We start from the raw sequence: 24,217 nt of genomic DNA on the forward strand, positions 1-24,217 counted from the left end.
TGTATATCTTTTTAATCCCTATTACAATTTAGCTCAGAAATTTGTTTCGTTTTATGATTTAGAGGCAAAAATAGTATATTTGAAACAGAACCAAGCCAAAACCTGATGATAAAAAACTTACTGACCCTGAGTCTTTTATTTTTCTGTTCATATTTCAACCTGAACGCCCAATTACTCCAAGATGATTTTTCGGATGGTGATTTTAATAATAATCCTGAATGGACAGGAGATACCAATGATTTTATTGTAAATGAATCCTTTCGATTACAACTGAATTTTGAAGAAGATTCATTAAGACCGGCTCATTTATCCACATTAGCAGAAAACGGAAAACTCGATGAAAAAGAATGGCGTTTTGATGTGAGTTTGGATTTCAGTCCTTCCAATTCTAATAAAGTGGAAATTTATTTAGCCAGTACCACTTCCGATTTACGGGATTTTGAAAATGAAGGGAGCATTCAAGAAGGGTACTATTTGGAAATTGGAGAAAACGGAAGTGATGATGGTATCAGTCTATTTTATAGAAATGGAGATAACAAAACATTAATCTCTAGAGGAGGTGACGGAGATTTTGCCTCTGTTTTTGATGTTCGCATTCGTGTGAGAAGGGATGCAGATGCGAATTGGGAAATTGCAGTTGATCCAAACAAAGGTGAAAATTTCACTACAATTGCCGCTGGAAATGAAGCCAGCTTAAACGAACCAGGGTCTCTGGGTTTTATCTGTTATTTTACTTCCAGCAGAAGCACTAGTTTTTATTTTGATAATGTCTATTTGGGAGATTATGTTTTTGATACCATACCTCCGCAGATTTTGGAATATGAAATTTTAAGTGAAAATGAAATTCAGTTATTGTTTTCAGAGGAAATTGCAGAATTATCAGCAATGGATATAAATAATTATGTTTTAAGCCCGAATGACATATCAGCCGCAAGCATTCAACATAAGGAGGATACTGTTTGGTTGCGATTTGAAAATGATTTTGAAAGTGGATTAGATTATAGTTTAGCCATTGAAAATATAAGCGATTTAGAAGGAAATGTATCTGAAAGCGATACCCTTGAGTTTTTCTACTTTATAGTCGAGCAGGCTGAAATTGGCGATGTCATCATTAGTGAATTTTTCCCAGATCCTACTCCAGTTTTGGGTTTACCGGATGAGGAATTTGTGGAAATTTATAACCGCTCCGATAAGTTTATTGATTTAAATGATTGGGAAATCTCCGATAATACAAGCTCTACAGGAATTTTACCAGCTTATATTTTATATCCTGGTGAATATTTGATTTTAGCGCCTTCCTCAGCAGAAGAAAAATATGCAGCGTTTGGAGAGGTGTTAATTCCTTCATCCTGGAGAGCTCTGAATAATGGAGGAGATAGTGTGACCATCTCAAATGCTAAAGGTGTGAAAATTGATAGATTGGGCTATAATTTAAGCTGGTATCAAGATGAAGAAAAATCGGAGGGAGGCTATTCTTTGGAAATCATAAATCCTGATTTAGCATGTTTTGACCAACAGAATTGGAAGGCTTCAGAAGCTACTCAGGGAGGAAGCCCGGGAAGCCAGAATAGCGTATTAGATTTAGAATTTACCGGTAATGCTCCAGAGATCCTTTCAGTAATAGCAACTTCCTCCACTCAATTAGAATTACAATTTAATAAAAGCATGAATTCAAATTCCTTATTGGATGCAGAGTATAATCTGACTCCTGGAAATGATATCTCAGAAGTTTTGGTGGAGGAAGCCGATAATTTAGTAAAATTGAATTTAGCGAGTGAGCTGGTGAATCAGATTAACTACGAACTCAATATTAGCGAAGTCGAAGATTGTCACGGAAATATTTCCACAAATCTATCTTCAAGCTTTTTATATGATATCCTACCACCACAACTGGATTCTTTACTATTCCTAGCCGATTCTCTATTGCTTTTAACCTTTAATGAGTCATTGGATACAGTAAGTGCAGAAAATACTGAAAACTATGCTTTATCTCCTCAAATTAATCTGCATGAGGCCAGGCTATGGAGTGAAAACCAAGTGGTCTTGATATGGGGAAATGATTGGATAGCTGGTTTTCCTTATAATTTAAAAATAGATGGGGTATCCGATTTATCGGGAAACCCAATATTTGATTTTCAAGAAGAGATTATTTTGGTAAGCCCTGCCAAGCCGGGTTTTAATGAACTCATCATCACAGAAATTATGGCCAATCCTAATCAGGATCAGGAACTGCCCAACAGACAATATTTGGAAATTTACAATTCGACTGATGAATTATTGTCTCTTGTGGATGTAAAATATATGGATGAGCGAGATACTGTCTCATTAGGTTTGAATTATATTGAAGCTGGGGAGTATTTGCTCTTAGCCCCTAGTTCGGCTGTAGAAGATTTGAACCCTTATGCTCAAGTAATTGGTTTAAGCCCTTGGCCCAATCTGAATAATAGAGGAGATGATCTACAGTTAATAACCGATGAGACCATTATCAATCAAGCCTTTTATAGTGATCAGTGGTATAAAGAAAATATTAAATATGATGAGGGAGGTTGGTCGTTGGAAATGGTTGATGTCCGAAATCCGTGCTTGGGCATTTCGAATTGGAGAGCATCTATAGCCGATGCACAGGGGACGCCAGGAATGGAAAATTCGGTGACAGAAGAAAATATAGACCAATCTGGTCCTGAGCTGGAAAAAGCTTTTGCTCCTAATCCAAAAACAGTATTTGCCTATTTTAATGAGGTAATTGACATAACCCAAATTCGAAGAAATCAATTTCGTATCAGCCCTTCCATTCAAATTGAAAGCGCAGAAATGCTTGATTTGAGTTCAATAAAACTAACCCTTGCAGAAGAATTAAAAGTAAAAGTTCGCTACAGTTTAAATACTAATAATCTAACGGATTGTGTCGGAAATATTATTAATTCTAATGCTAATCAAGTGAATTTTGCTTTAGCAGAACTACCTCAACAGGGAGATCTGGTATTGAATGAGGTGCTCTATGATCAAAAATCTGGTGGCGCAGATTTTATAGAATTGCTTAATATTTCTGATAAATATATTAATCTCAGCGGTTGGACAGTAGAAGGTAATAGCGATGAAAATGTGATTCTGGAAAATGAAAATATAATCATTGCACCGGGACAATACTTGGCCTTAACACCTGATAAAACAAGTATCATTAAAGATTATCCTACATCTCATAATGAGGGAAATATAGTAGAAGCCAACTTGCCTACATTGACTAATGGAGAAGGAATAGTGAGAATAACTTCAGCCAATAAAGAATTGGAGGAATATTTAGAATATTCAGATGACTTGCATTTGCCTTTTTTACGCACAGTGGATGGAGTTTCATTAGAAAGAATTCATCCCGAAGCGCCAATCAATGAAGCGGATTCATGGAACTCCGCTGCATCAGCGGTAGGTTATGCCACACCGGGTAAGGAAAATTCCCAACTGACGGATGAAAATACGAGTTTTGGAAATATTGAAGCCAATCCAAAAACCTTTGCGCATAATCAGCCCGGCAGAAATTTCACTTTAATCAATTACAGATTAGATGATGCTGGAACAAAAGCAACAGTAAAAATATTTGATATGAAAGGTACCATGGTTAATACCCTAGCTAATAATGAAACCCTCAGCAATACTGGTTTTTTCCGCTGGGATGGAGTAGATTTTGATGGCAGAAAAGTAAGAACTGGTTATTATATTATTTATTTTGAGCTTTTCACAGCGGAGGGAAATAAGAGGGTGGTGAAGGAACGAGTAGCTGTGGGGTTTTAGACCCAGCCCCTTAACCCCCAATGGGGGAAAATCGCTAGGAATTTCTCTGGTTTTTTAATTTGATATTGTTGTCTTGAGTTCAAAGAAGTATTGATTTAAACTGAAATACAAAATTAAATCGGAGCGTCAGTCCTGCGAAGGCAGGAATCTTTTCTTATTGAAACGAAATTTCAATAAGCTTTTGTAAAGCAGAGACTTTATTATCTAAACAAACCCATGGATAGTTTCTTATTAATATCTAATCATAGATTAAAATGGATAGATTCCTGCCTTCGTAGAAATGACGGACAGTGAAAAATAATTAGACTAAGATAAATCATGTAGCAAGGACTTTTTGTTTTCGTACTGATCATTCAACCACTTCACTCTCAATAGAAAAAATCACCTCATCTTTCATGGCCATTTTTTGACGACCGTAGATTTTGTAAGAGTCTAAAACACTATAGTCTTCAGATTTTTTGAAGTTGATTTCAAAATTTCTTTCTGAAACATAAAGTGCGTTATTTTCATGATAGCGGGCTTCCAGTTTGGTTACCGTACTATCACTGTCGAAGTATAAATATAAATACTCTATTCCTAAAGATGGTTTTTCAGTGGTATATCGCCAGATTTTTCCCTCGCTGGTCTGCTCCTCTGTAGCTTCATAAGCATCATATAAAGTAGGCTTATTGATGTCCGCTAATTTGAAAACTTCCAATTCATTTTTCCAACCTATTGAATCGAATTCCATAGTGTCAGTCTCTTGTTTTCCATCTACTTCTATAGACTTTTCAATAGTCGGTTGTAGTTCAGTCAGTAATTGGGACTGTTTGTCAATTAAGCCATCCACATCATAATACTCATTGATGGGTTTTTCCCTTACTGCTGTTTCGCAAGCAAAAAAGGAAACTATAATAATTGCAAAAAGAATACTGTTGAGGTTTTTCATATTTTATAAATGAAAATTGAAAGGGATTTGTTTTTTCAAACCCCTTTTAGATTTATTAATTGATCAGAATATCGCCCGTCATTTCTTTAGGGATTTCAACATCCATAATTTTTAAAATAGTAGGCGCTAAATCTCCTAATTTACCGTCTTTAATGGTGCCATCAAAACCAGGGTCAACCAAAATACAAGGCACTAAGTTGGTCGTGTGAGCAGTATTTGGACTCCCGTCTTCATTCACCATATAATCGGAATTTCCGTGGTCAGCAATAACAATGGTTGCATAGCCATTTTCCATAGCTGCTTCAGTCACTAATTTAGCACAACTATCCACTGTTTCACAAGCTTTCACGGCTGCTTCGAATACTCCGGTATGTCCCACCATATCAGGATTTGCAAAATTCAAGCAAACGAAATCAGCTTCTCCTTTTTTTAATTCAGGGATAATTTTATCACGAATGTCTCCTGCACTCATTTCGGGCTGTAAGTCATAAGTAGCCACCTTTGGTGATGGGCACATAATACGATTTTCCCCTTCAAATTCAGTCTCTCGACCACCGGAAAAGAAAAATGTTACGTGAGGATACTTTTCAGTTTCGGCAATTCTAATCTGCTTTTTACCGTTTTTTTCCAGCACCTCACCTAAAGTGTTGGTCAAATTATCTTTTTCAAAAAGCACTTTCACCCCTTTAAATGTATCATCATATTTAGTCATGGTAATATAATGCAGATCTAAAGGATGCATGTTTTGCTCATGGAATGCTTTTTGAGTTAAAGCTTGGGTTATCTCTCTACCTCTATCAGTTCTGAAATTAAAAGAGATGACTACATCCCCCTCTTCAATTTTTGCAATTGGCTCTCCGTTTTCTGTATTGATAATAGGTTTGATGAACTCATCCGTCACGTCTTCATCATAGGAAGCTTGAATAGCATCTGAAATGGACTCAGTTTGCTTTCCTTCGCCATGAACCATCGCATCATAAGCTAATTTTACTCTTTCCCATCTGTTATCACGATCCATTGCATAGTAGCGACCTGTAACAGAAGCTATTTTGGCCCCAGTTTCTTTTGCATGCTTCTCTACATCTTCCAGATAAGCTTTGCCGCCATTTGGGTCAGTATCTCGTCCATCAGAAAAAGCATGTACAAATAACTCTTTTACGCCTTCTTCATGAGCTAAAGTCATTAAACCTTTCAAATGCCCGATATGAGAATGAACCCCACCATCAGATACTAAACCAATGAAATGGACTTTTTTATTATTTTGTTTGGCATAGCTCATCGCTTCTGACCAAACGGGGTTTTCTTTAATAGACTTTTCTTCTATTGCTTTATTGATTTTCACTAAATCCTGATAGACGATTCGACCGGCACCAATGTTCATGTGGCCTACTTCAGAATTTCCCATCTGTCCTTCGGGCAAGCCCACTGCCAGACCAGAGGCATCAAGTTTACTGTTTTTATATTTTCCATAGAGGCTATCCACGAAAGGCGTGTTAGCTTTGTCTATTGCAGAAACTTCTTTGTTGGTGGCTATGCCCCAGCCATCCAATATCATTAAGATTACTTTTTTGTTCATGTTATTGTAGGTCATTATTTAAATAATCTGATTTCATTTGATGTAAAATCAATTCATAAGTGTCTAATTTACCCTTTAAAAGAAAATTAGCATTAATTAATATTAATTCTATCCAATCATCAATTTTTGAATTTTCATTTGTTGGTGTGTTCCAAAATCCTGACAATTTTTCCTCATCAGTCTCAGTAATGTGATTAAAAACTGATTGAATATTGTTCAATAGGTTAAAATATATCTTGGGTATTTTTTTTAGTTTATGGTTTTTATATTTGAAATCCTTTTTTCCGCCTGCAGTAAAAACATCCCTCAAATTAGGACAAACGATTGACTTTTCTTTAACGAGCCAGATTGCAATTCGCGCAAATTTATCATTGCTATTACCAAATATTTCAGGAAAATATATCATTGATTTTATCATCAATTCAGATTTGTGATCTTGCGATAAGTTTTTCCAAATATTGATGACAAAAGTTTTCGATGAGTCATCATCTTCCCCTATCCACCATAAATCCTGACCAGGTTTCAATCTATTTTTATAATAATTAACAATAGGCTGAATAGGTTTGCTTTTCATTCTAATTTCATCGTAAGGGATTTTAATTTTGTCAAAAATTGTTTTCCCCTCTTCAAGCTCCATATCGATCAAATATCTTGGAGAATGTGTAACTACCACCTCAGCTAAACATTCTTCATATTTTCTAAATTTAAATTCTATTGGCTCTCCTAATTTTCCAAATAACATAAAAATTCTTTCCACATCCTCAACTCTTGTGGATTCCAGTACACTATTTCCGGTCGTTTTCCAATGATTTTTAGTGGTAGTTTTAACCTCAACCCCAAAATATTTATTGGCAATTATATCGGGAAATTTTTGTCCTCCTATTAATTCTATGGTGTTTTCAAATGCTGTCCCAATAGCATTTTTAGCCATTATTTCCTTTATGTACGGTTCCAATTTAATACCGCTTAATTTTTCAATCGAGTTTTTCGAATCTTTTGAAAGAACATTCAATTCATTTACAGTCTTTTCTAAGAGATGTTCGAAATCTTCCAGATTTGAATCAGAATTTAAAGAAATCACCATGCCTTAAATGAAATAGTTATCCCAAACTTCCTCAATTCTTTTAGCAATATTATATGCAAGTAGTGGAGGTACAGCATTCCCAATTAATTTATAAGCTTTAGAGGGACTTACTAAATAAGAGCCTTTCCTGCCGTTTTTGTTTTCGATTACAAATTCATAATCTGAAGGAAATGTTTGAATTAATGCACATTCCCTTGGGGTTAATCTTCTTTCAGCTAATCCGTTTCTTAATTCACTAAGATTTTTTCCTCCGTTTTCAATGGATAACCTTCTGAATTCAATATTGCCATGATGTTCAGCTCTGATTGTGGGGCCAATATGGTTTAATTTTACTTCTGTTTGACCTTGACAATGCTTCCCCATAAACTTGGCTTTGGAATAGTGTCTTTGAGATAAGTCATCGGACTGCTCAGGTTCTTCCAAACCATTAAGAATATCATTTAAGCTTACTGGCTTTTTCAAATAAGGCTCATCTTTTGTGAATGAATGAGTAGGGCTTGGATAGGGGTCAAAAGCAGAAGGAATATAATCATTGCTCAAAGCCTCAAGTGCCTCTTTTTTTAATGCAGATTTTTTAATCCCTATAAAGAAAACCCTCTCTCTTGATTGCGGAACACCATAATCAGCAGAATGCAATACTTTAGGTTTTAAAACTATATATCCATTTTTGCCGATGGTTGAAAAATCTTTTTGAATAATCTCTTTTACGTTCTTTAGGTTGACTAAGCCTTTTACATTTTCAGCAATAAAAATTTTGGGTTTAGTAATTTCAATGACTTCCTTCATCCACATATAAAGATGCCCTCTTGTTTCTGTAGAGGGGTTGTTTTCAGAATATAAATTACCTCTATGGTCTTTATTGGAATTGAAGCCATTTCTTTTCCCAGAAACACTAAAATCTTGGCATGGAAAACCGCCTGTTACTACATCCACATTTTCAGGGAATACATTGACGCCTGATTTATGCAGTTTAACTAAGTCCACTATGCTATCAGTATGAAATACCTCTGGATTAGGTTGGGATTTTTTGAAATAATGCACCCATGCATTTCTTGCCTCTGTTAAAATATCATTTGAAAAGGTCGTTCTAAATCGTGTTTTTTTTAGTTTAATATAACCATTGGCACAAAAACTTTCTATAAAGTCTTTATTTAGGATTTCGTTAACAGATTCTTTTTTTACCTTAAAACCACCTTCAAACCCCAAATCCATTCCACCACAACCAGAAAAAAGTGAAACCACATTTAATTGGCCTTTCTCCTCCTTTTTTTTGGAGACATTATGAAGTTTAAGGGCAATTTGTGGCTCTTTTACTTTACTAATAGTATTGTCTTTGATTTGATTAATCATTCCTAAAGTTAAATATAAGCAAGATTATTTAAGTTATTAAAATAGTCTTTATTAAACAATATATAGTTTAACTAAACCGCCCCGACTTCTTCCCCAGCCATATCAAATATGATCGATTTGGCCTGTTCTATATTTTCTATGTTCTCTATTTTAAGTATTAGTCTGCCTTTATAGTCTTTCATTTTGCATTTTTTTGAATGCATTTGCACGAAAGTTAAAATTCTGCCGAAAATATCTGACTTAAAATATTTTTCATTATCGGCTGGCACGAAATAAGCTTTTAAGCTACCATTTTTAATTAGCAATTTCTCAAAACCAAGGCTTTCAGCTTTCCAGCGTATCCTAACAGTCTCAATTAAATCATAGACTGGCTCAGGAATTGGTCCAAAACGGTCTTGCATGGATTTTTCAAAAACGCCTAATTCTTCTTCATTTTTGATATTATCCAATTGAGAATATAGACTCAATCTTTCCGTGATATTGCCCACATAATCCTCAGGAATCAGAATTTCCAAATCAGTTTCTATGGTGCAATCTTGAGCGATAATTTTAGCCTTTTTGGCTAATTCATCTTTAAATAAATCGGCAAAATGACTTTCTTTCAATTCGGCAACAGCATCATCCAAAATTTTATGATACATATCAAAACCTAAATCGGTGATAAACCCACTCTGTTCTGCGCCCAGCATATTCCCAGCTCCACGGATATCCAAATCTCGCATTGCCACTTTAAAACCATCTCCCAAATCGGAAAATTCTTCTAAAGTGGTCAGCCTTTTTCGGGAATCGGAACTTAAGCCGATGGTTGGCGGAGTTAACAAATAGCAAAACGCTTTTTTATTGGAACGTCCAACTCGTCCGCGCATTTGGTGCAAATCGGACATGCCAAACATGTGGGCATGATTGATGATGATGGTATTCGCATTGGGGATATCCAATCCGGATTCAATGATATTAGTAGAAACCAACACATCATATTCTCCTTCAATAAAGCGCATCATTACTTTCTCCAATTTGGCACCATCCATTTGGCCGTGCGCTACACCTATCCGAGCGTCAGGCACTAATTTTAGAATGATATTGCCAACCTGTTCTATATCTCCAATTCGGTTGTGCACAAAAAACACTTGTCCGCCCCTTTGCAACTCAAAAGCGATAGCATCTCTTAATATTTCTTCATTAAAAGTATGGAGAGCAGTGGTGACGGGCTGCCGGTTAGGTGGAGGCGTCTGAATTACGCTCAAATCCCGAGCTCCCATCAAACTGAAATGCAATGTTCGTGGAATTGGGGTGGCTGTTAGGGTCAGAACATCAACATTAACGCGGAACTGCTTGAGTTTATCCTTTACCGAAACCCCAAATTTTTGCTCTTCGTCAATCACCAATAAGCCCAAATCCTTAAATTTCACATCTTTGTTTACAATTCGATGCGTTCCGATAAGAATGTCCACTTTTCCTTCCTCGGTGCGTTTTAGAATTTCTTTTATCTGTTTCGTGGATTTAAATCGGTTGATGTACTCTACTGTAACCGGCATTTTTTCCAGTCTTTCCGAGAAAGTTCTGAAATGCTGCATGGCTAAAATGGTGGTCGGCACTAAAACCGCGACTTGTTTATTGTTATCCACCGCTTTGAAAGCCGCTCGAATAGCAACTTCTGTTTTCCCGAATCCTACATCACCGCAGACCAACCGGTCCATAGGATGTGGCTGTTCCATATCTGATTTTACGTCCGCTGTGGATTTGGCCTGGTCGGGTGTATCTTCATAAATAAAAGAGGATTCTAATTCGGCCTGAAGGAAACTATCATCATTGCATGCAAAACCAGGAGCCGATTTTCTTTTTGCATAAAGCTCAATTAAATCTTTTGCAATGTCCTTAACCTGCTTTTTGGCTTTCTTCTTTTTATTTTCCCATTCAGGTGAACCTAATTTGCTTATGCTCGGAGTGCTCCCTTCTTTTCCACTGTATTTTGAAATTTTGTGGAGGGCATGAATGCTGACATAAAGCAAATCATTATCACGATATATTAAACGGATGACTTCCTGCTTCTTACCATTATTGTCCACCTTATCCATCCCGGCAAAACGCCCCACACCATAATCAATATGGGTCACAAAATCTCCCGGCTGAAGGTTTTTCAACTCACGAATGGTGATGGCTTTGGATTTGCTTTGCTTGTCTTTAGTTTTATATCGGTGGAAACGCTCAAATATCTGATGATCTGTATAGCAGGCTAGTTTTAATTGTTCATCAATAAATCCAGCCCTTAAAGTGTGGGGCAAAGACTGAAACTTGATGAAGGGATCAATTTCTTCAAAGATATTTTTCAGTCGCTCGGTTTGCGTTAAAGATTCCGAAGAAATGATATTGATTAATCCCGCTTCTTGGTTGCTAGAAAGATTATCCGCTATCAAATCAAAATTTTTATTGAATGAAGGTTGTGGTTTCGCTTGATATTCAAATTCCTGATTTGCCTTTAAATAAAAACGATTGCCAAATTCTATTTTTAGATATTTTTCCAGTCCTTTTTTGAAACTGTCGGGCGTTTCAAATAACATATGGGGCTCTAGGACCACTTTCGTTTGCTGTGTGGTTTCCAATATTTCTTTGAAAGACTGTGAAGCTTTGTCGTAGTATTGCGCTAGCACATCTAACGTTTGCTTATAATCCTTGAACCATATTTTTGTATTGTTAGGAATGTATTCCAGTAAAGATTCTCTGCTTTCTTCCAATAGCTTCGTTTGCACATTGGGAATAATATTGATTTGTTTTACTGTGTCGGTAGAAAGTTGGGAAGCAACGTCAAATGTTCGAATGCTATCAATTTCGTTCCCGAATAATTCTATTCTGTAGGGTTCATCACTGGCATAGGAAAAGATGTCTATAATACCCCCACGAATGGCATATTGCCCGGGTTCGTACACAAAATCAGTAGGCTCAAAATCGTAAGTCTGTAATAATTCTGCAATGAATTCCACATCCAAACTTTCCCCTACTTTGGCAGAGAAGGTATTTAACTTTAATGATTTTTTATTGATTACTTTTTCAGAAAGTGCCTCCGGATAGGACACAATAATTTCTCCTGTGGAGGATTTGTTATTGATGCGGTTTAAAATTTCCGCTCTCATTAGCACATTGGCATTTTCTATATCATCAAACTGATAGGGTCTTTTGTAAGAAGTGGGAAAAAGCAGAGGCTCTTTAAAATCTAAAAGGTTTTGCAAGTCATTTTGAAAATAAGCGGCTTCCTCCTTATCATGCAAAATAATAAGCTGGTTCTGATGATTTAATAGATGTGAAACCGCAACGGCTATGGCATCCAAACTACCCACTAATCCTTTAAATTGGATAGTCTGGTCTTCATTGGGTTTGAGGGAAGCCACCATCGTTTGCAAGATGGCATCATCTCTATATAATTTTAGAAAGTCTTTAATCTTCAATTTATGTGCTATTTAAATTTTGTGCTCACTTTTTCGTTCTAAATTCGTAAACACCCTGCAAAGGTAAAACAAACTAATGGGAATGGGGCATAGTTCAACTTTCACAGAAGGATTTAACAATAAAATAACTAAACGCATTACAAAGAGTTATGAATGAAGAGACTAAAGAAATCAACTGGGATGATTTTTCCAAGATCGAAATGCGGGTTGGCACAGTAGTTAAAGCGGAGGAATTCCCTAAAGCCAAAAAGCCTGCCTACAAATTGCAAATTGATTTTGGTCAGTTGGGAATGAGAAAAACTTCCGCTCAGATTACCAATCTCTATAGTCTGGATGATTTACCAGGTAAGAAAATAGTAGCGGTTGTTAATTTTCCGCCTAAACAAATTGCGAACTTCATGAGTGAATGTTTGGTTTTAGGAGCAGTGGATGGAGACGAAATTAGTTTGTTAAGCGTTGATAAAGACGCCAAAAATGGATTAAGAATTGGATAAATAAGCAAAAGTGTTTTAAAGAAATGGATAAGAATACGAAAAAAGAGGATTTATCATTTTTTGAAAGGGTAGAGAAAATGCACCCTTATAAAATGATTTTTATTTTGAGCTTATTGGGAAGCTCTTTAATCTTTTTATTTCTTCTTTTTTCATTTTTTATGAGCTTGGGAAATGAAGGGCAAAAAGACATTGAAATCCCTGCAGTTTTTGCCTTAAGCACTGTTTTGATTGGGGCTTCTAGTTTTATGATTCATCCTATTCACAGTCTTTTCAAAGCCGAAGAGATTTCATCCTTATTAACCGCCTTGCGATTCACTTTCTTTTTGGGCTTAGGCTTTGCTTTATGTCAGTTTCTAGGCTGGAAAGCCTTGAGGGAATCAGACGTACTATTTTCATCTGACGTAACCTCTTCCTTTTTTTATGTCCTGACTGGCGTGCACGCTCTTCACTTTTTAGCAGCTCATACTTACTTAGGATATCTAATCCTCCAAACGCAAAGAATTTCTAAAGATCCTGTTCAATATCTGATAGCCGAAACGAATCCCTTTTGGCATTTGAAATATGAACTGCTCACCAAAGGCTGGCACTTTCTGGGTATTTTGTGGGCTATTTTGATATTAAGTTTTTGGATTTTTCTTTAGCCCAGCTCCAGCCCCCTAGCCCCGAAAGGGGGAACAGCGCACTGAAATACTTTCGGTTTTTAATTCAATTTAGTGTCGCTTTGTTCATTGTATTGTAAGATCATAGAGGAAAATAGTGATAGTGTCTTAGGTTTTCAACAGATGTAAATCCGTGAGAAAAATTCCCCGCCAGCTGGCGGGCTAGGGGGCTATAATCTCAATCCCCATTTTCCTCATCAACGGCACGGCATTAAAAGTATGGCATGGAGCATTATGCAATTTGTAATCAAATAATATTTCCTGTCCGCTTACATCACTGTTGAAACTATAATTTTGGAAATTATCTAACTCATTTTCCAATTTGGCGAGCGACAAATCATGTGTAGAAATTAAGCCCATACTATTTGTTTTCATCAATTGCCTGATTAAACTTTCAGCGCCAATGTTTCTGTCTTCAGAATTGGTTCCTTTTAAAATTTCATCTAGTAGATAGAAAATGGGACGCTCTTGCGGTACTTTTGTCATATCCACTAATTGTTTTAATCTCTTCAGCTCGGCATAGAAAGAAGAAGTATTTTCTTCCAGATTATCTTGAGTTCGCATGCTGGTAAATAATTGTAAAGGGCTTAATTCAAAACTTTCAACGCAGCATACAGCCCCCATCTGAGCCAAAATCATATTTACACCAAGAGAGCGCTCAAATGTACTTTTTCCACTCATATTCGCACCAGTAATTAGCGTAACTGCACCTGGTCCTGTCATGTTGAAATCGTTGCAAACCCTTTGATCATGAGGCAAAAGCGGATGTCCTAGGTCTTGAGCTCTTAATTCACACTTGGAGTCAGAGATAGTAGCATTTTTATAGCTTTCATGAGCAAAAGCAAAATCAGCCATGCTCATGATGGCTTCCCAATCGCCAATGGCAGTAAACCATCCTTGAATTGATTTTCCGTATTGATTTTTCCAGTTCACTACATTATTGAGCACCCAATAGTCAATCAGCAGAAATGGATTAATGACCCAATACATCATACCTGCTCTAGAATGCATCCAATTAAGGATTTTGGATAATGTATTGATTTTCTGAGAAGCATTAGGATTTTGAAAATGATTCTGTAATCTCTTAAACAACTTTGCTTCCACTTTCTTTTCCTCTGCCATCTTGAAGAGGTTTTTATGCTGTTCCAAATGAACTGCAATCTGTTCCGTTTCAGACTGAAGCCGCATAATGGTTTTCTGAATGGGGATTAATAGCAATATGTTGATAAGAAAGCCTAAGCCTACAAATGACCAAGGTAAAAAGCCAGTCAGTGATAAAAGGAAAAAAATTAACAATTGAGCAATAGCTATAAATGGGATGAATTTGAACACCGGTTTAATTTTTTCCTCTTCTGATCTGGAGAAAAAGTTAAAAAGACCTTTTAGGTCCTCTTCTTCACCCTTTCCTTCTTTCAAACGGCTTTCTGCCCACCACTCTAACCGCCACTCGAATTCATGCTTAATTTCTTCTACTGCTTCCTGTCTTTCTAAGATTTCCTCCTTCTTAGCTGGATTTTTAAACCAATTCGCTAAGCTTTCCTGACCAAAAGTTAAAGCACTTCTATTGACCAATGAAAATACAGAATGTCTACCAAAAATATCCATATCTGGTGCGTATTCGTGCAAAGTTTCATTAAATCGAGCACCTCTTGGAAGACTATCCAATTTTAAATATAGTCGATCAATTTCTTCATTTAAAATCAAGATTCTGTTTCGACCAAGCTCCAATAATCTTTTCTTCGATTTATGTCTATTGACCAGCCATCCGAATACTAAAGGAAAAGGAATAAGCACTAAAGAAGTAGCGAATCCATCTCTTTCATTGATGAAATAAACAGACAAAACAATGGTGGCTAAAAAATAGAAAACACGAAAAGTCCCGAATCGATTGGTAAGCTTTCGGTATTTTTCAACTTCATTTTTAAATAGGTTTATTTTCTTGCTGTAGAATTCAGATTTATCAGCTATAGTCATTTTAATGGCTTTTACTTTAAACCGTAAAGGTAGGGCATGAATGGCATTAAATCTTAGTATTCCTTTACTTCTTTATATCTAAAACAAGAAGTTAAGTGATCATTAACTAAGCCACAAGCTTGCATATGGGCATACATTATGGTGCTACCAACAAATTTAAAACCTCTTTTCTTTAGGTCTTTGCTTAAAGCATCTGATTCGGGGGAAGTGGCAGGTGCATCTTTCATAGATTTTAGTTGGTTGATGATGGGTTTATGATTGACGAATGACCAAATGTATTTATCAAAGCTCCCAAACTCTTTCTGTACTTCCAAAAATTTCTGAGCATTGATGACTGCAGCATTTACTTTTAATTTATTTCGGATGATACCGGGATTTTGTAGTAATTCATCAATTTTATCTTGATCAAATTCAGCCACTTTTTTAGCGTCAAAATTGGCAAAGAGTTTTCTGTAATTTTCTCTTTTCTTTAAAACAGTAGCCCAGCTTAGGCCTGCCTGAGCACTTTCCAAAACTAAAAATTCGAAGTGTTTTTCGTCATCATGAACAGGGACTCCCCATTCTTCATCATGATATTGAATGTATTGCTCAAAACCCAAGCACCATGGGCACCTTTCCTTTTCTTTTGAAATATCAGTGAACATAACTTCCAGCATTAATATCAATAGTAGTTCCAGTGGCGTGATCCATGAGGCCAGACATCAGCATGGCAATAGTGGGGGAGACATCTTCCGGCTCAGTTAATTTTGTAAGCGCAATATCATCCAATGCAAATCCTTCCCCATATTGATCTATAAATTGTTGCGCCATATCCGTTCTGACAAAACCTGGGGCAACGGTAAAGGCTTTTATATTTTGTTTTCCAAAAGCTCTAGCAATGGATTTGGTTAAGGACACTATTGCCCCTTTGGAAGTGGCATAAGCCAAATAATCTGCAGTATCGCCTCTAAAAGCTGCTCTAGAAGAAATGTTAACTATCCTACCACCACTTTCTTGTTTTTGAAATTGTACTACACTTCTTTTACACAATAGACCAACTGCATTAACATTTACATCCATGGTTTTCAACCAATCGTCTGTCCATTCTACAGCATTTTTATGAATATCGGATGATAGTGCGATTCCTGCATTATTCACTATGCCATCTAATCTTCCATTAAAATATTCTAAAGTTTCGCTAAATAATCGGGCTACTTCCATAGCTCCTGATAAATCTGCTTTAATGAGATGGATGCTAGAACCTAATTCCTTTTTTAGCTTCTGAGCACACTCTTCATTTCTATTGTAATGCGCAACAACAGTAGCTCCACACTCTATTAAGGTTCTGGTAATTGCCGCACCAATTCCTCTGGTCCCGCCTGTTACTAATATATGCTGATGTGAACAATCGATTTTCATAATTTTAGGGAGTAGGTTTATTTCATTTCAATTTAGTAAAAATTAAATTCTATTGAAGTCTTAAAACCTGAATTCGAATATTAATTTAGGATTCAGACCGTTTGTAAATAGTGAGTTTAAAACTAAAATCATTGAGCAGGATTTGCCTCGAAATACGCAATCTCACCTTCTTCAATTTCTAAACTTATTTGTAATGGATTGCAGCAGACTTCACAGTCTTCAACATAAGATTGGTTTGAAACACTTAAATCAATCAGCATACTGATTTCCTGAAAGCAATGTGGACAATGAAAGAAATGTTCCAGCATAGGTTTTATTTTCTAAATGATAAAAGTGCTCTTTGTATAGGTAGCTCCAAAAATCTATAAATCAATACTGCTAAAATATTTAAACAGATAAATCGAATGAGTAAATTACTGGAGATTTGAAAATATACAAACTCCGAAAAATAGCCAACATGAATAAGATAAAATGCATAGGCTGAATTGCCCAAAAGAATCATGAATGGTGTGGATAAGAATTTGGAGAAATAAGTTCTTTCAGCGCAAAGCCCTATTAAAAATAATCCTATTGAAAAAGGAAGAAGAATGTGGTTTAACATTAATCCAATAGGATGAGCTATCCCATAAGTATTTTCAGCATCTTGAAAATTTGAAATGATAATTAGCATAATTAGATAAATGAGAGCGCCAGCAAAAGTTGGTTTGAATTTGAGAATTCTTTCGGACATTCTATTATACCATAATTTAGCTACCAGAGTCCCAATTGTAAACTCAAATACTCGCCCGAAAAAGGTATAAATCATTAGGAAATCAAAGTTTGCTAGAAATCCATGAAATGAGATAGTGGAAAAGGAAAACATTAAGCCTAAACCTAAAAGCAAAACCGATAATGGCCAAAACAAAAACCAGTAGTTATATTTCTTAATGCAAAAGAAAAACATTGGCACAGTAAGGTAGAACATCAATTGGACGGGTATAGTCCATGCTTGCCCAACGTAAGCAAATTTAAAATCTTCAAAATAGCTTTGTAGAAGAAGGAACGACAGGATAAAAGATTTTATGGATTCCCATTGCCAAATAGCAGCGATCAATAAGAGAATCCAATATAGTGGCAGAAGTCTTGCTAGGCGCTTTTGAATAAATTTTTTAAATGAGAACTCACTATTATTATACTTATCAAAATAAAGGATGTAGGTTAAGAAACCACTAATAGTAAAGAATATACCCACATGGAATTCTTTAAAAATACTGCTTAGCCGACCGATTTCTACTTCTCCAGCAATATGATGTAAAAATATCATCCATGCTGCTATAATTCTAATTCCTGCTAATGCGGGGAAGAATATTTTGTTTTCTGATTTTTGCATTCTTGCAGCAATTTAGGACTAAAAGCATATTATCAAAAAGTACTATGGGCTATGTGTTTGAATTTTGTAGTTTTGAATAAAACAGAAATCAATAACCAACGTTTCGAATTGTATGAAAAGATTAAGCTTAACACTCGCAGCCTTATTTATTGTAATTAACATATCAAACGCTCAAGTTGGAGATTCTTTTCCTGAAATGACGGGAACCAGTTTGACAGATGATGAAATTACTGTTCCATCTGCCACTCAAGATAAGATGACTCTGATTGGTATTGCATTCAGTAAAAAAGCAGAAGATGATTTAAAAACCTGGTTTCAGCCAGTATGGGAAAGATTTATTAGAGAAGCAGATCCTAATGCATTAATTCCTGAGATGAAGCCTGATGTAAACGTGGTCTTTATTCCAATGTTTACGGGTTTAAAAAGAGGTGCCTCGGGATCAGCTTTAAGAAAAATGCAGAAAGATGTTGATGAAAAATTACACCCGCACGTGATAGTTTATAGTGGTAAAATGGGAGACTATGAAGATCAGCTGAACATGACAGAGAAAGACCAACCTTACTTTTTTGTGGTGAATAAAAAAGGCGAAATCATTTATGCAACAGCAGGCCGATCCTCAATGAAAAAATTAAATGAGGTGGAGGAATTGGTAACAGATTACTAAAGGATTCCCATATATTTAAGAAATTCAAGTACAATATTATATAAGCCAAAAATTGCAATGGCTAATACCAAGATAGCAACAAAGCCCTTTCTGAATGGGGCTTTTTCTTTTTCGAACTTTCTATTTTTCATTTCTGTGAAATTACCCTGAGTGCTCCTTGAAGAATCTCGGCTTTAATTTCTTGATTTACGCCTTTAAGCTCACCATCAATCTGCAATAATTCTGCTTCCTTACAGTAAATCTTCGCTTTTTCAACTTTATAAATTTCAACGTAGGGAGAACTTTTAATATCTCCTAAAAAGGATTCTAAGGTTAAGGAAAGTAAATCTTTTAGCGGAATAGGTTTGAAAATAACTAGCTCAAAAGTGCCATCATCTAATTTGCTTTCAGGATTAATCACAGCACCGGTACCATAACTGGAAGCATTTGCCATCACGATCATTTCCGCCTTTACCGTTTTTTCTGAGCCGTTAAATTCAATTCTAAATTCGTTAGTCTTTTTCTCCATCAAAGATCCAAAAAATGATTTGGCATATGAGAGCATTCCTCTTTCACCACTTTCTTCAAAATCTTTAATCATTTTAGCGTTAAAACCCAGATCACTTAAATGAAGACAGATGAATTCATCATTAATTTGAATTACATCCATTGAAATCGAATTTCCTATCATCAGTAATTCTAAGCTTTCTTCAACATCCTCTTCTATATCCAATTCATAGGCCAATCCATTGGCTGAGCCTAAAGGTATAATCCCCAATTGTGCTGGAGAATTTAACAAAAGCTGTGCAATCATATTTACAGTTCCGTCTCCACCGCAGGCTACCAGCGTATCCGCTTGATATTCATCCTGTTTTTCTTCTATTTTTTCCTTATCATTTTCGCCTGTGGTATAGAAAAGAGCATATTCCTTCTTATTTTTATCACAGACTCTAGAGATTTGCTTTTCCAAAGTGGATTTATCATTATTACCTGACTTAGGGTTGATGATGAAAAGAAGCTTTTTGGGTTGCATAAAAATAAAAATTAGAAATTATTCTACGTACGCTAAATATACGATTTGCCCTTTATTTAAAGCGACTATTAGGTATTATTTCTCCACCTAAAATTGTTCCTTTTATGGGCTATGGAAATCAAAATCTGATTTACCTTAAAGGCGGAGTGCTTGAAAACAGGCCTGAATTTTATTCTAAAGCTACCGATAAGAGAAGAAAGAATTTCAGAATCATGTTATCGCGTTATTTAAGCTCTCCAATTCCTGAAATGAAAGTACTTATTACTTTAGGAGAAGAAAAATTCACAACTCAAACGGATGATTACGGCTATTTCAGCGCATGGATTGAACCTAAACAGGCTTTTAGAGCTGGTTGGCATCAGGTGACATTCAGTATAAATGATGAGAATGAAGAAATATGTCGAGTTCAGGGTGAGTTTTTGATTATTGGAGATAAAGCTGAATTTGGCACAATTTCAGATATAGATGATACCATCTTAGTATCCCATGCCACTCAGCTTTTCAAGAAATTTCGTCTCATCATGACTAAAAATGCTAAGACAAGGCTACCTTTTGAAGGCGTAGCTGAATTTTATAAAAAATTAAAAGGCGCAGAAAACCCTTTTTTCTATGTAAGTAGCAGTGAATGGAATCTATATGAATTCCTACAGGATTTTTTCAAAGTTAGAAATATTCCGAAAGGTCCCTTTCTTTTACAAGAGTATAAATCTGGATTGCGAGATTTGCTTTTTACAGGAGGAGGTAGTCACCAACATAAGCAAGATAAAATTAAAAGACTAATGACACTCTTACCCAATCTTAAATTCATATTGATTGGAGACAGCGGGCAAAGAGATACCGAAATTTATAGACAAGCATTGCACGAATTTCCGAATAGAATTTTAGCAGTTTACATCCGTAAAATTGGAAAGAAGGATGATTTTGATGAAAAAACCACTCAGGAATTTAAGGAAAAAGGAGTGCCTTTGTTGCTTATAGAAAACACCGAAGAGGCAGTAGCACATGCTAAGAAAGTCGGTCTAGTTAAGGATTGATTATCAGTATGGTAGCTAATGTTACATTAAGATACATTTAGGCAAACACATCCCTAAACAAAGCGTTATATTCCTATAATTTAACAAACCAAATTTAAAACTTATGGGACTTAGAATAGGAGATACCGCACCGAATTTTCAAGCGGATACTACAGAAGGAAAAATTGATTTTCATGAATGGTTAGGTGATAGCTGGGGGATATTATATTCTCACCCAGCAGATTTTACACCTGTTTGTACTACAGAAATTGGAAGGACAGCACAATTAAAAGATGAGTTTGCAAAACGTAATACGAAAGTGGCTGTGGTTAGTGTGGATGATGTAAAATCACATAATGAGTGGAAAAAGGATGTAAATGAAACTCAAAATACGACCGTAGAATTTCCAATTATAGGAGATGAAAATAGAGTAGTCGCCAATCTTTATGATATGATTCATGAAAATGCCTCAGCGACTGCTACCGTTCGTTCCGTGTTTTTCATCGGGCCAGATAAAAAAATAAAAGCAAGTATCACTTATCCGGCCAGTACAGGAAGGAATTTTGCTGAGATTTTAAGAGTGATCGATTCGTTGCAGTTAACTGCAAAGCATCAAGTGGCAACTCCTGCTGATTGGAAGTTTGGTGAAGATGTTATCATTACTCCTGCAGTAAAAGATGAAGAAATAGCAGCCAAATTTCCAAAAGGTCATACCATAATTAAACCATATTTAAGAACTACGCCCCAGCCAGAATAAAGAGTTGTACATAAAAAAACCGAAGTTTACACTTCGGTTTTTTTATGTACAATATTAAAAACTGCCTCCAAACGGATAGTTATATAATCCTTCAGGCAGAATTTTTAACGTATTGATTTTCTTGAACTAATTCGAAGTACTCTTCAAATAGAGATTTTGAAATTAATTTGCTTTCAGTTCCTGAGCCCCATTTTGCATTTATTTCAAATAATCCGTTATAAGCTCTTCCTTCGTAATTCTCACCTAATTTAAAACCACTTAATCCAGTTTTCTGGTCAGGTAACTTATTACAAACAAAATTTATTCTATACCTATCCATAACTTAAAAGTTTTTGTAAAACTATACACTAAAGACCAAGATGTGTGCCAAAAGGTTGTGATTTCTAATTTATTTATCGATTAACAGGGTGAATTTTAGGATGAGTAAGAAAACTATAAAATTAAAAGAGGAAGAAAGTGAACTTCATTGAAGTGCAAAAATTCATTATAAATCAGTTGAAAAGCCACCTATCGCCCTCCCTTGCTTTATGTATTAAATTACATTTATTTAAAGCTTGTATAGCTTCATAATTATTTACCTTTGCATTTATGAAATTTAAAGGCCTCTTGCTTAAGTTTCTTATTTGGCGTGTTAAGCATGTCAGCACCACTAATTTTGTAATCATTACTAGTGGGATTATTGGCATTATAGCTGGCTTGGCTGCTGTAACGCTTAAGGAAAGCGTACATGTGCTTCAAAATTTTTTAACTCGAGACTTTCAGCAGGAATTTGGGAATTACTTATATCTCAGTTATCCACTCATTGGCATTGTACTTACACTCCTTCTATCTAAATATATTTTAAAGGAAAAATTGGGGCACGGTATAACTGATATTTTGTATTCCATTTCCAAAAAGTCAAGTATTGTGAAGCGCACTAAAACTTTTTCGAGAATGCTTACCAGTACGCTTACTGTTGGTTTTGGCGGATCAGTTGGGCTAGAGGCACCTATTGTGGTGACTGGTTCAGCCATTGGTTCAAATATAGGACGACTAGTTCACCTAAATTATAAACAGAGAACATTACTAATTGGATGTGGATCAGCTGGTGCAATTTCAGCTATATTTAATTCGCCCATAGCAGGTGTGATTTTTAGTATTGAAGTAATATTAGCGGAAGTCACCATAAGTTCTTTCATTCCACTTTTGATAGCCTCAGTATGTGGAGCATTGGTTTCCTTGACTCTACTAGGAGATGATGTCCTTTTTTCTTTTAACCTAACGGATGAATTTATTGCTTCCGACACTCCTTTCTACATTTTCTTAGGAATTTTTACAGGCTTGGTTGCTTTGTATTTTACTAGAGTTGTCGGAAAAGTAGAAGGAATGATAAAAAATGTGAAAGGTGATTTAAACCGAGCAATTTTAGGTGGTGTATCCTTAGGCTTTTTAATATTCCTGTTACCGCCTTTATATGGAGAGGGCTATGATACGATTACCAAATTACTGGAGGGAAATGCACAAGACATCTTAAATAACAGCTTGTTTTTTGATGATATTGAGTCATTCTTTTTAATAGTGCTCTTTGCTGCAGGTATTATACTAGTAAAACCTGTAGCAACTGCTTTAACTATAGGTTCTGGCGGTAGTGGTGGAATCTTCGCTCCTTCTTTGTTTTTAGGTGGCGTTACAGGATTCTTATTTGCATATTTGATCAATAAGACGGGAATTACGGCTCCTATTAGCCTTAGTAATTTTACTCTGGTCGGGATGAGTGGTGTTATGAGCGGAGTTTTGCATGCACCGCTCACCGCTATTTTCTTAATAGCAGAGATCACCAGTGGTTATACCCTTTTTGTTCCTTTAATGATCGTATCAGCCATTTCTTATAGCACTATATCTTATTTTGAAAAGTTCTCTATCTACACTAAGCCATTGGTGGAGAAGGGAGATTTGATTTATCATGATAAAGATCGACAAGTATTAAGTTTAATAGACTTGAAAAAAGTAATAGAAACAGATTTACTAACAATTGATCCTGATGCTACCCTAGGAGAGCTGGTCGACTTGGTTAGGTTCTCAAAACGTAATATTTTTCCTGTTGTAAATCAAGAACGTGAATTGATGGGGATAGTGACCTTGGATGATATTCGAGAGATCATGTTTGATGAGGAATCCCGAAAAAATATTATTGTAAACACACTGATGCACAGTCCGCCAACCTTCGTTACTGGCAAAGAAAACATGCGCTCTGTCATGATGAAGTTTGAAAAAACTGGAGCATGGAACTTGCCAGTGCTAGAAGAGGGTAAATATGAAGGATTTGTTTCCAAGTCTAGAATATTCAATGCCTATCGCAAAAAACTGATCAGGCAGCAGATCGAATAAGCTAAATTTATAAAATATTACATCTATTACTTCGGTAGTTGTTATATGCTTGGTTTTATGCTAAGTAGTTGGCTTTCTGATCCTTGTCCACATTTTACAATACGCTATAAATATTTTAAAATACTGACCATCAACCATTTATATTATAGATGTGGATAAATGTGGATAACTTACTCATATTGTGGATAAATTATTCTTTGATAACTTGAATCTTTTTTTTGTTAAATATACTGGCTGGTTGCTCCTTCTAATGTAAGGTTTTATAAGCATGGTAACATGTTCTATTAAAGTGCGAAATAATTAAACAAAACACGCCTAAGTAAAAATACTTAAGTTAAGATTACCC

General features: G+C 35.7%; 19 protein-coding genes. 7 read left to right on the plus strand and 12 right to left on the minus strand.

Annotated features, from left to right (window positions below):
* Positions 1 to 105: 105 nt before the first annotated feature.
* The gene (locus FTRAC_RS10690) at positions 106 to 3,786 is read left to right on the plus strand and encodes a lamin tail domain-containing protein (RefSeq protein WP_013454264.1); all 3,681 of its coding nucleotides are present in this window, start codon (positions 106 to 108) and stop codon (positions 3,784 to 3,786) included.
* 349 nt (positions 3,787 to 4,135) lie between these two features.
* On the opposite strand, the gene FTRAC_RS10695 is transcribed toward FTRAC_RS10690, so the two are convergent.
* The 5 genes from FTRAC_RS10695 to mfd all read right to left on the minus strand — a co-directional run bounded on the left by FTRAC_RS10695 (position 4,136) and on the right by mfd (position 12,164).
* A complete protein-coding gene (locus tag FTRAC_RS10695; RefSeq protein WP_013454265.1) occupies positions 4,136 to 4,714 on the minus strand; it encodes a hypothetical protein in 579 nt (192 codons plus the stop codon).
* 55 nt (positions 4,715 to 4,769) lie between these two features.
* Entirely contained in the window at positions 4,770 to 6,290 is a 1,521-nt protein-coding gene (gene gpmI / locus FTRAC_RS10700; RefSeq protein ID WP_041650619.1) for a 2,3-bisphosphoglycerate-independent phosphoglycerate mutase, read from the minus strand.
* 1 nt (position 6,291) lies between these two features.
* Positions 6,292 to 7,374 (minus strand): hypothetical protein, encoded by a 1,083-nt coding sequence (locus FTRAC_RS10705; protein ID WP_013454267.1) that lies wholly within the window; start codon positions 7,372 to 7,374, stop codon positions 6,292 to 6,294.
* Positions 7,375 to 7,377: 3 nt separating this feature from the next.
* Positions 7,378 to 8,724, minus strand: a complete 1,347-nt coding sequence (locus FTRAC_RS10710) for a DNA cytosine methyltransferase (protein WP_013454268.1) — start codon at positions 8,722 to 8,724, stop codon at positions 7,378 to 7,380.
* Between the two features lie 71 nt (positions 8,725 to 8,795).
* Positions 8,796 to 12,164 (minus strand): transcription-repair coupling factor, encoded by a 3,369-nt coding sequence (gene mfd / locus FTRAC_RS10715; RefSeq protein ID WP_013454269.1) that lies wholly within the window; start codon positions 12,162 to 12,164, stop codon positions 8,796 to 8,798.
* A 149-nt stretch (positions 12,165 to 12,313) separates the two neighbouring features.
* On the opposite strand from mfd, the gene FTRAC_RS10720 reads away from it, so the two are divergent.
* Positions 12,314 to 12,658 (plus strand): tRNA-binding protein, encoded by a 345-nt coding sequence (locus FTRAC_RS10720; protein WP_013454270.1) that lies wholly within the window; start codon positions 12,314 to 12,316, stop codon positions 12,656 to 12,658.
* Positions 12,659 to 12,681: 23 nt separating this feature from the next.
* Complete coding sequence (locus FTRAC_RS10725; protein ID WP_013454271.1) at positions 12,682 to 13,299, plus strand: cytochrome c oxidase subunit 3; 618 nt, start codon at positions 12,682 to 12,684, stop codon at positions 13,297 to 13,299.
* Between the two features lie 180 nt (positions 13,300 to 13,479).
* Here FTRAC_RS10725 and FTRAC_RS10730 read toward each other — a convergent pair whose 3' ends face one another.
* From FTRAC_RS10730 to FTRAC_RS10750, 5 genes are all read right to left on the minus strand, one after another.
* On the minus strand, positions 13,480 to 15,291 hold the full coding sequence (locus FTRAC_RS10730) for a MutS-related protein (RefSeq protein ID WP_013454272.1): 1,812 nt from the start codon (positions 15,289 to 15,291) through the stop codon (positions 13,480 to 13,482).
* Between the two features lie 53 nt (positions 15,292 to 15,344).
* Positions 15,345 to 15,935 (minus strand): DNA-3-methyladenine glycosylase I, encoded by a 591-nt coding sequence (locus tag FTRAC_RS10735; protein WP_013454273.1) that lies wholly within the window; start codon positions 15,933 to 15,935, stop codon positions 15,345 to 15,347.
* Positions 15,925 to 16,689 carry an SDR family NAD(P)-dependent oxidoreductase gene (locus FTRAC_RS10740; protein ID WP_013454274.1) on the minus strand — a complete coding sequence of 255 codons (765 nt, stop codon included), beginning with the start codon at positions 16,687 to 16,689 and terminating at the stop codon, positions 15,925 to 15,927. Before FTRAC_RS10740 ends, FTRAC_RS10735 begins: the two co-directional genes overlap by 11 nt.
* A gap of 128 nt (positions 16,690 to 16,817) precedes the next feature.
* A complete protein-coding gene (locus FTRAC_RS10745; RefSeq protein ID WP_013454275.1) occupies positions 16,818 to 16,997 on the minus strand; it encodes a CPXCG motif-containing cysteine-rich protein in 180 nt (59 codons plus the stop codon).
* Between the two features lie 5 nt (positions 16,998 to 17,002).
* Positions 17,003 to 18,058, minus strand: a complete 1,056-nt coding sequence (locus tag FTRAC_RS10750; protein ID WP_013454276.1) for an acyltransferase family protein — start codon at positions 18,056 to 18,058, stop codon at positions 17,003 to 17,005.
* 112 nt (positions 18,059 to 18,170) lie between these two features.
* On the opposite strand from FTRAC_RS10750, the gene FTRAC_RS10755 reads away from it, so the two are divergent.
* Entirely contained in the window at positions 18,171 to 18,722 is a 552-nt protein-coding gene (locus tag FTRAC_RS10755) for a hypothetical protein (RefSeq protein ID WP_013454277.1), read from the plus strand.
* Positions 18,723 to 18,849: 127 nt separating this feature from the next.
* Here the strand turns inward: FTRAC_RS10755 and FTRAC_RS10760 are convergent, their stop codons facing one another.
* Positions 18,850 to 19,734, minus strand: a complete 885-nt coding sequence (locus FTRAC_RS10760) for a diacylglycerol/lipid kinase family protein (RefSeq protein WP_013454279.1) — start codon at positions 19,732 to 19,734, stop codon at positions 18,850 to 18,852.
* 104 nt (positions 19,735 to 19,838) lie between these two features.
* On the opposite strand from FTRAC_RS10760, the gene FTRAC_RS10765 reads away from it, so the two are divergent.
* Both FTRAC_RS10765 and FTRAC_RS10770 read left to right on the plus strand, forming a co-directional pair.
* Positions 19,839 to 20,768, plus strand: coding sequence for an App1 family protein (locus tag FTRAC_RS10765; protein WP_013454280.1), 930 nt, complete (start codon positions 19,839 to 19,841; stop codon positions 20,766 to 20,768).
* Positions 20,769 to 20,871: 103 nt separating this feature from the next.
* Positions 20,872 to 21,504, plus strand: a complete 633-nt coding sequence (locus FTRAC_RS10770) for a peroxiredoxin (RefSeq protein WP_013454281.1) — start codon at positions 20,872 to 20,874, stop codon at positions 21,502 to 21,504.
* Positions 21,505 to 21,595: 91 nt separating this feature from the next.
* On the opposite strand, the gene FTRAC_RS10775 is transcribed toward FTRAC_RS10770, so the two are convergent.
* Positions 21,596 to 21,823, minus strand: a complete 228-nt coding sequence (locus FTRAC_RS10775; RefSeq protein ID WP_013454282.1) for a hypothetical protein — start codon at positions 21,821 to 21,823, stop codon at positions 21,596 to 21,598.
* 269 nt (positions 21,824 to 22,092) lie between these two features.
* On the opposite strand from FTRAC_RS10775, the gene FTRAC_RS10780 reads away from it, so the two are divergent.
* Positions 22,093 to 23,871, plus strand: coding sequence for a chloride channel protein (locus FTRAC_RS10780; protein ID WP_013454283.1), 1,779 nt, complete (start codon positions 22,093 to 22,095; stop codon positions 23,869 to 23,871).
* Positions 23,872 to 24,217: the final 346 nt, after the last annotated feature.

Source organism: Marivirga tractuosa DSM 4126, assembly GCF_000183425.1.
In the GTDB taxonomy this organism is placed as follows: Bacteria; Bacteroidota; Bacteroidia; order Cytophagales; family Cyclobacteriaceae; genus Marivirga; species Marivirga tractuosa.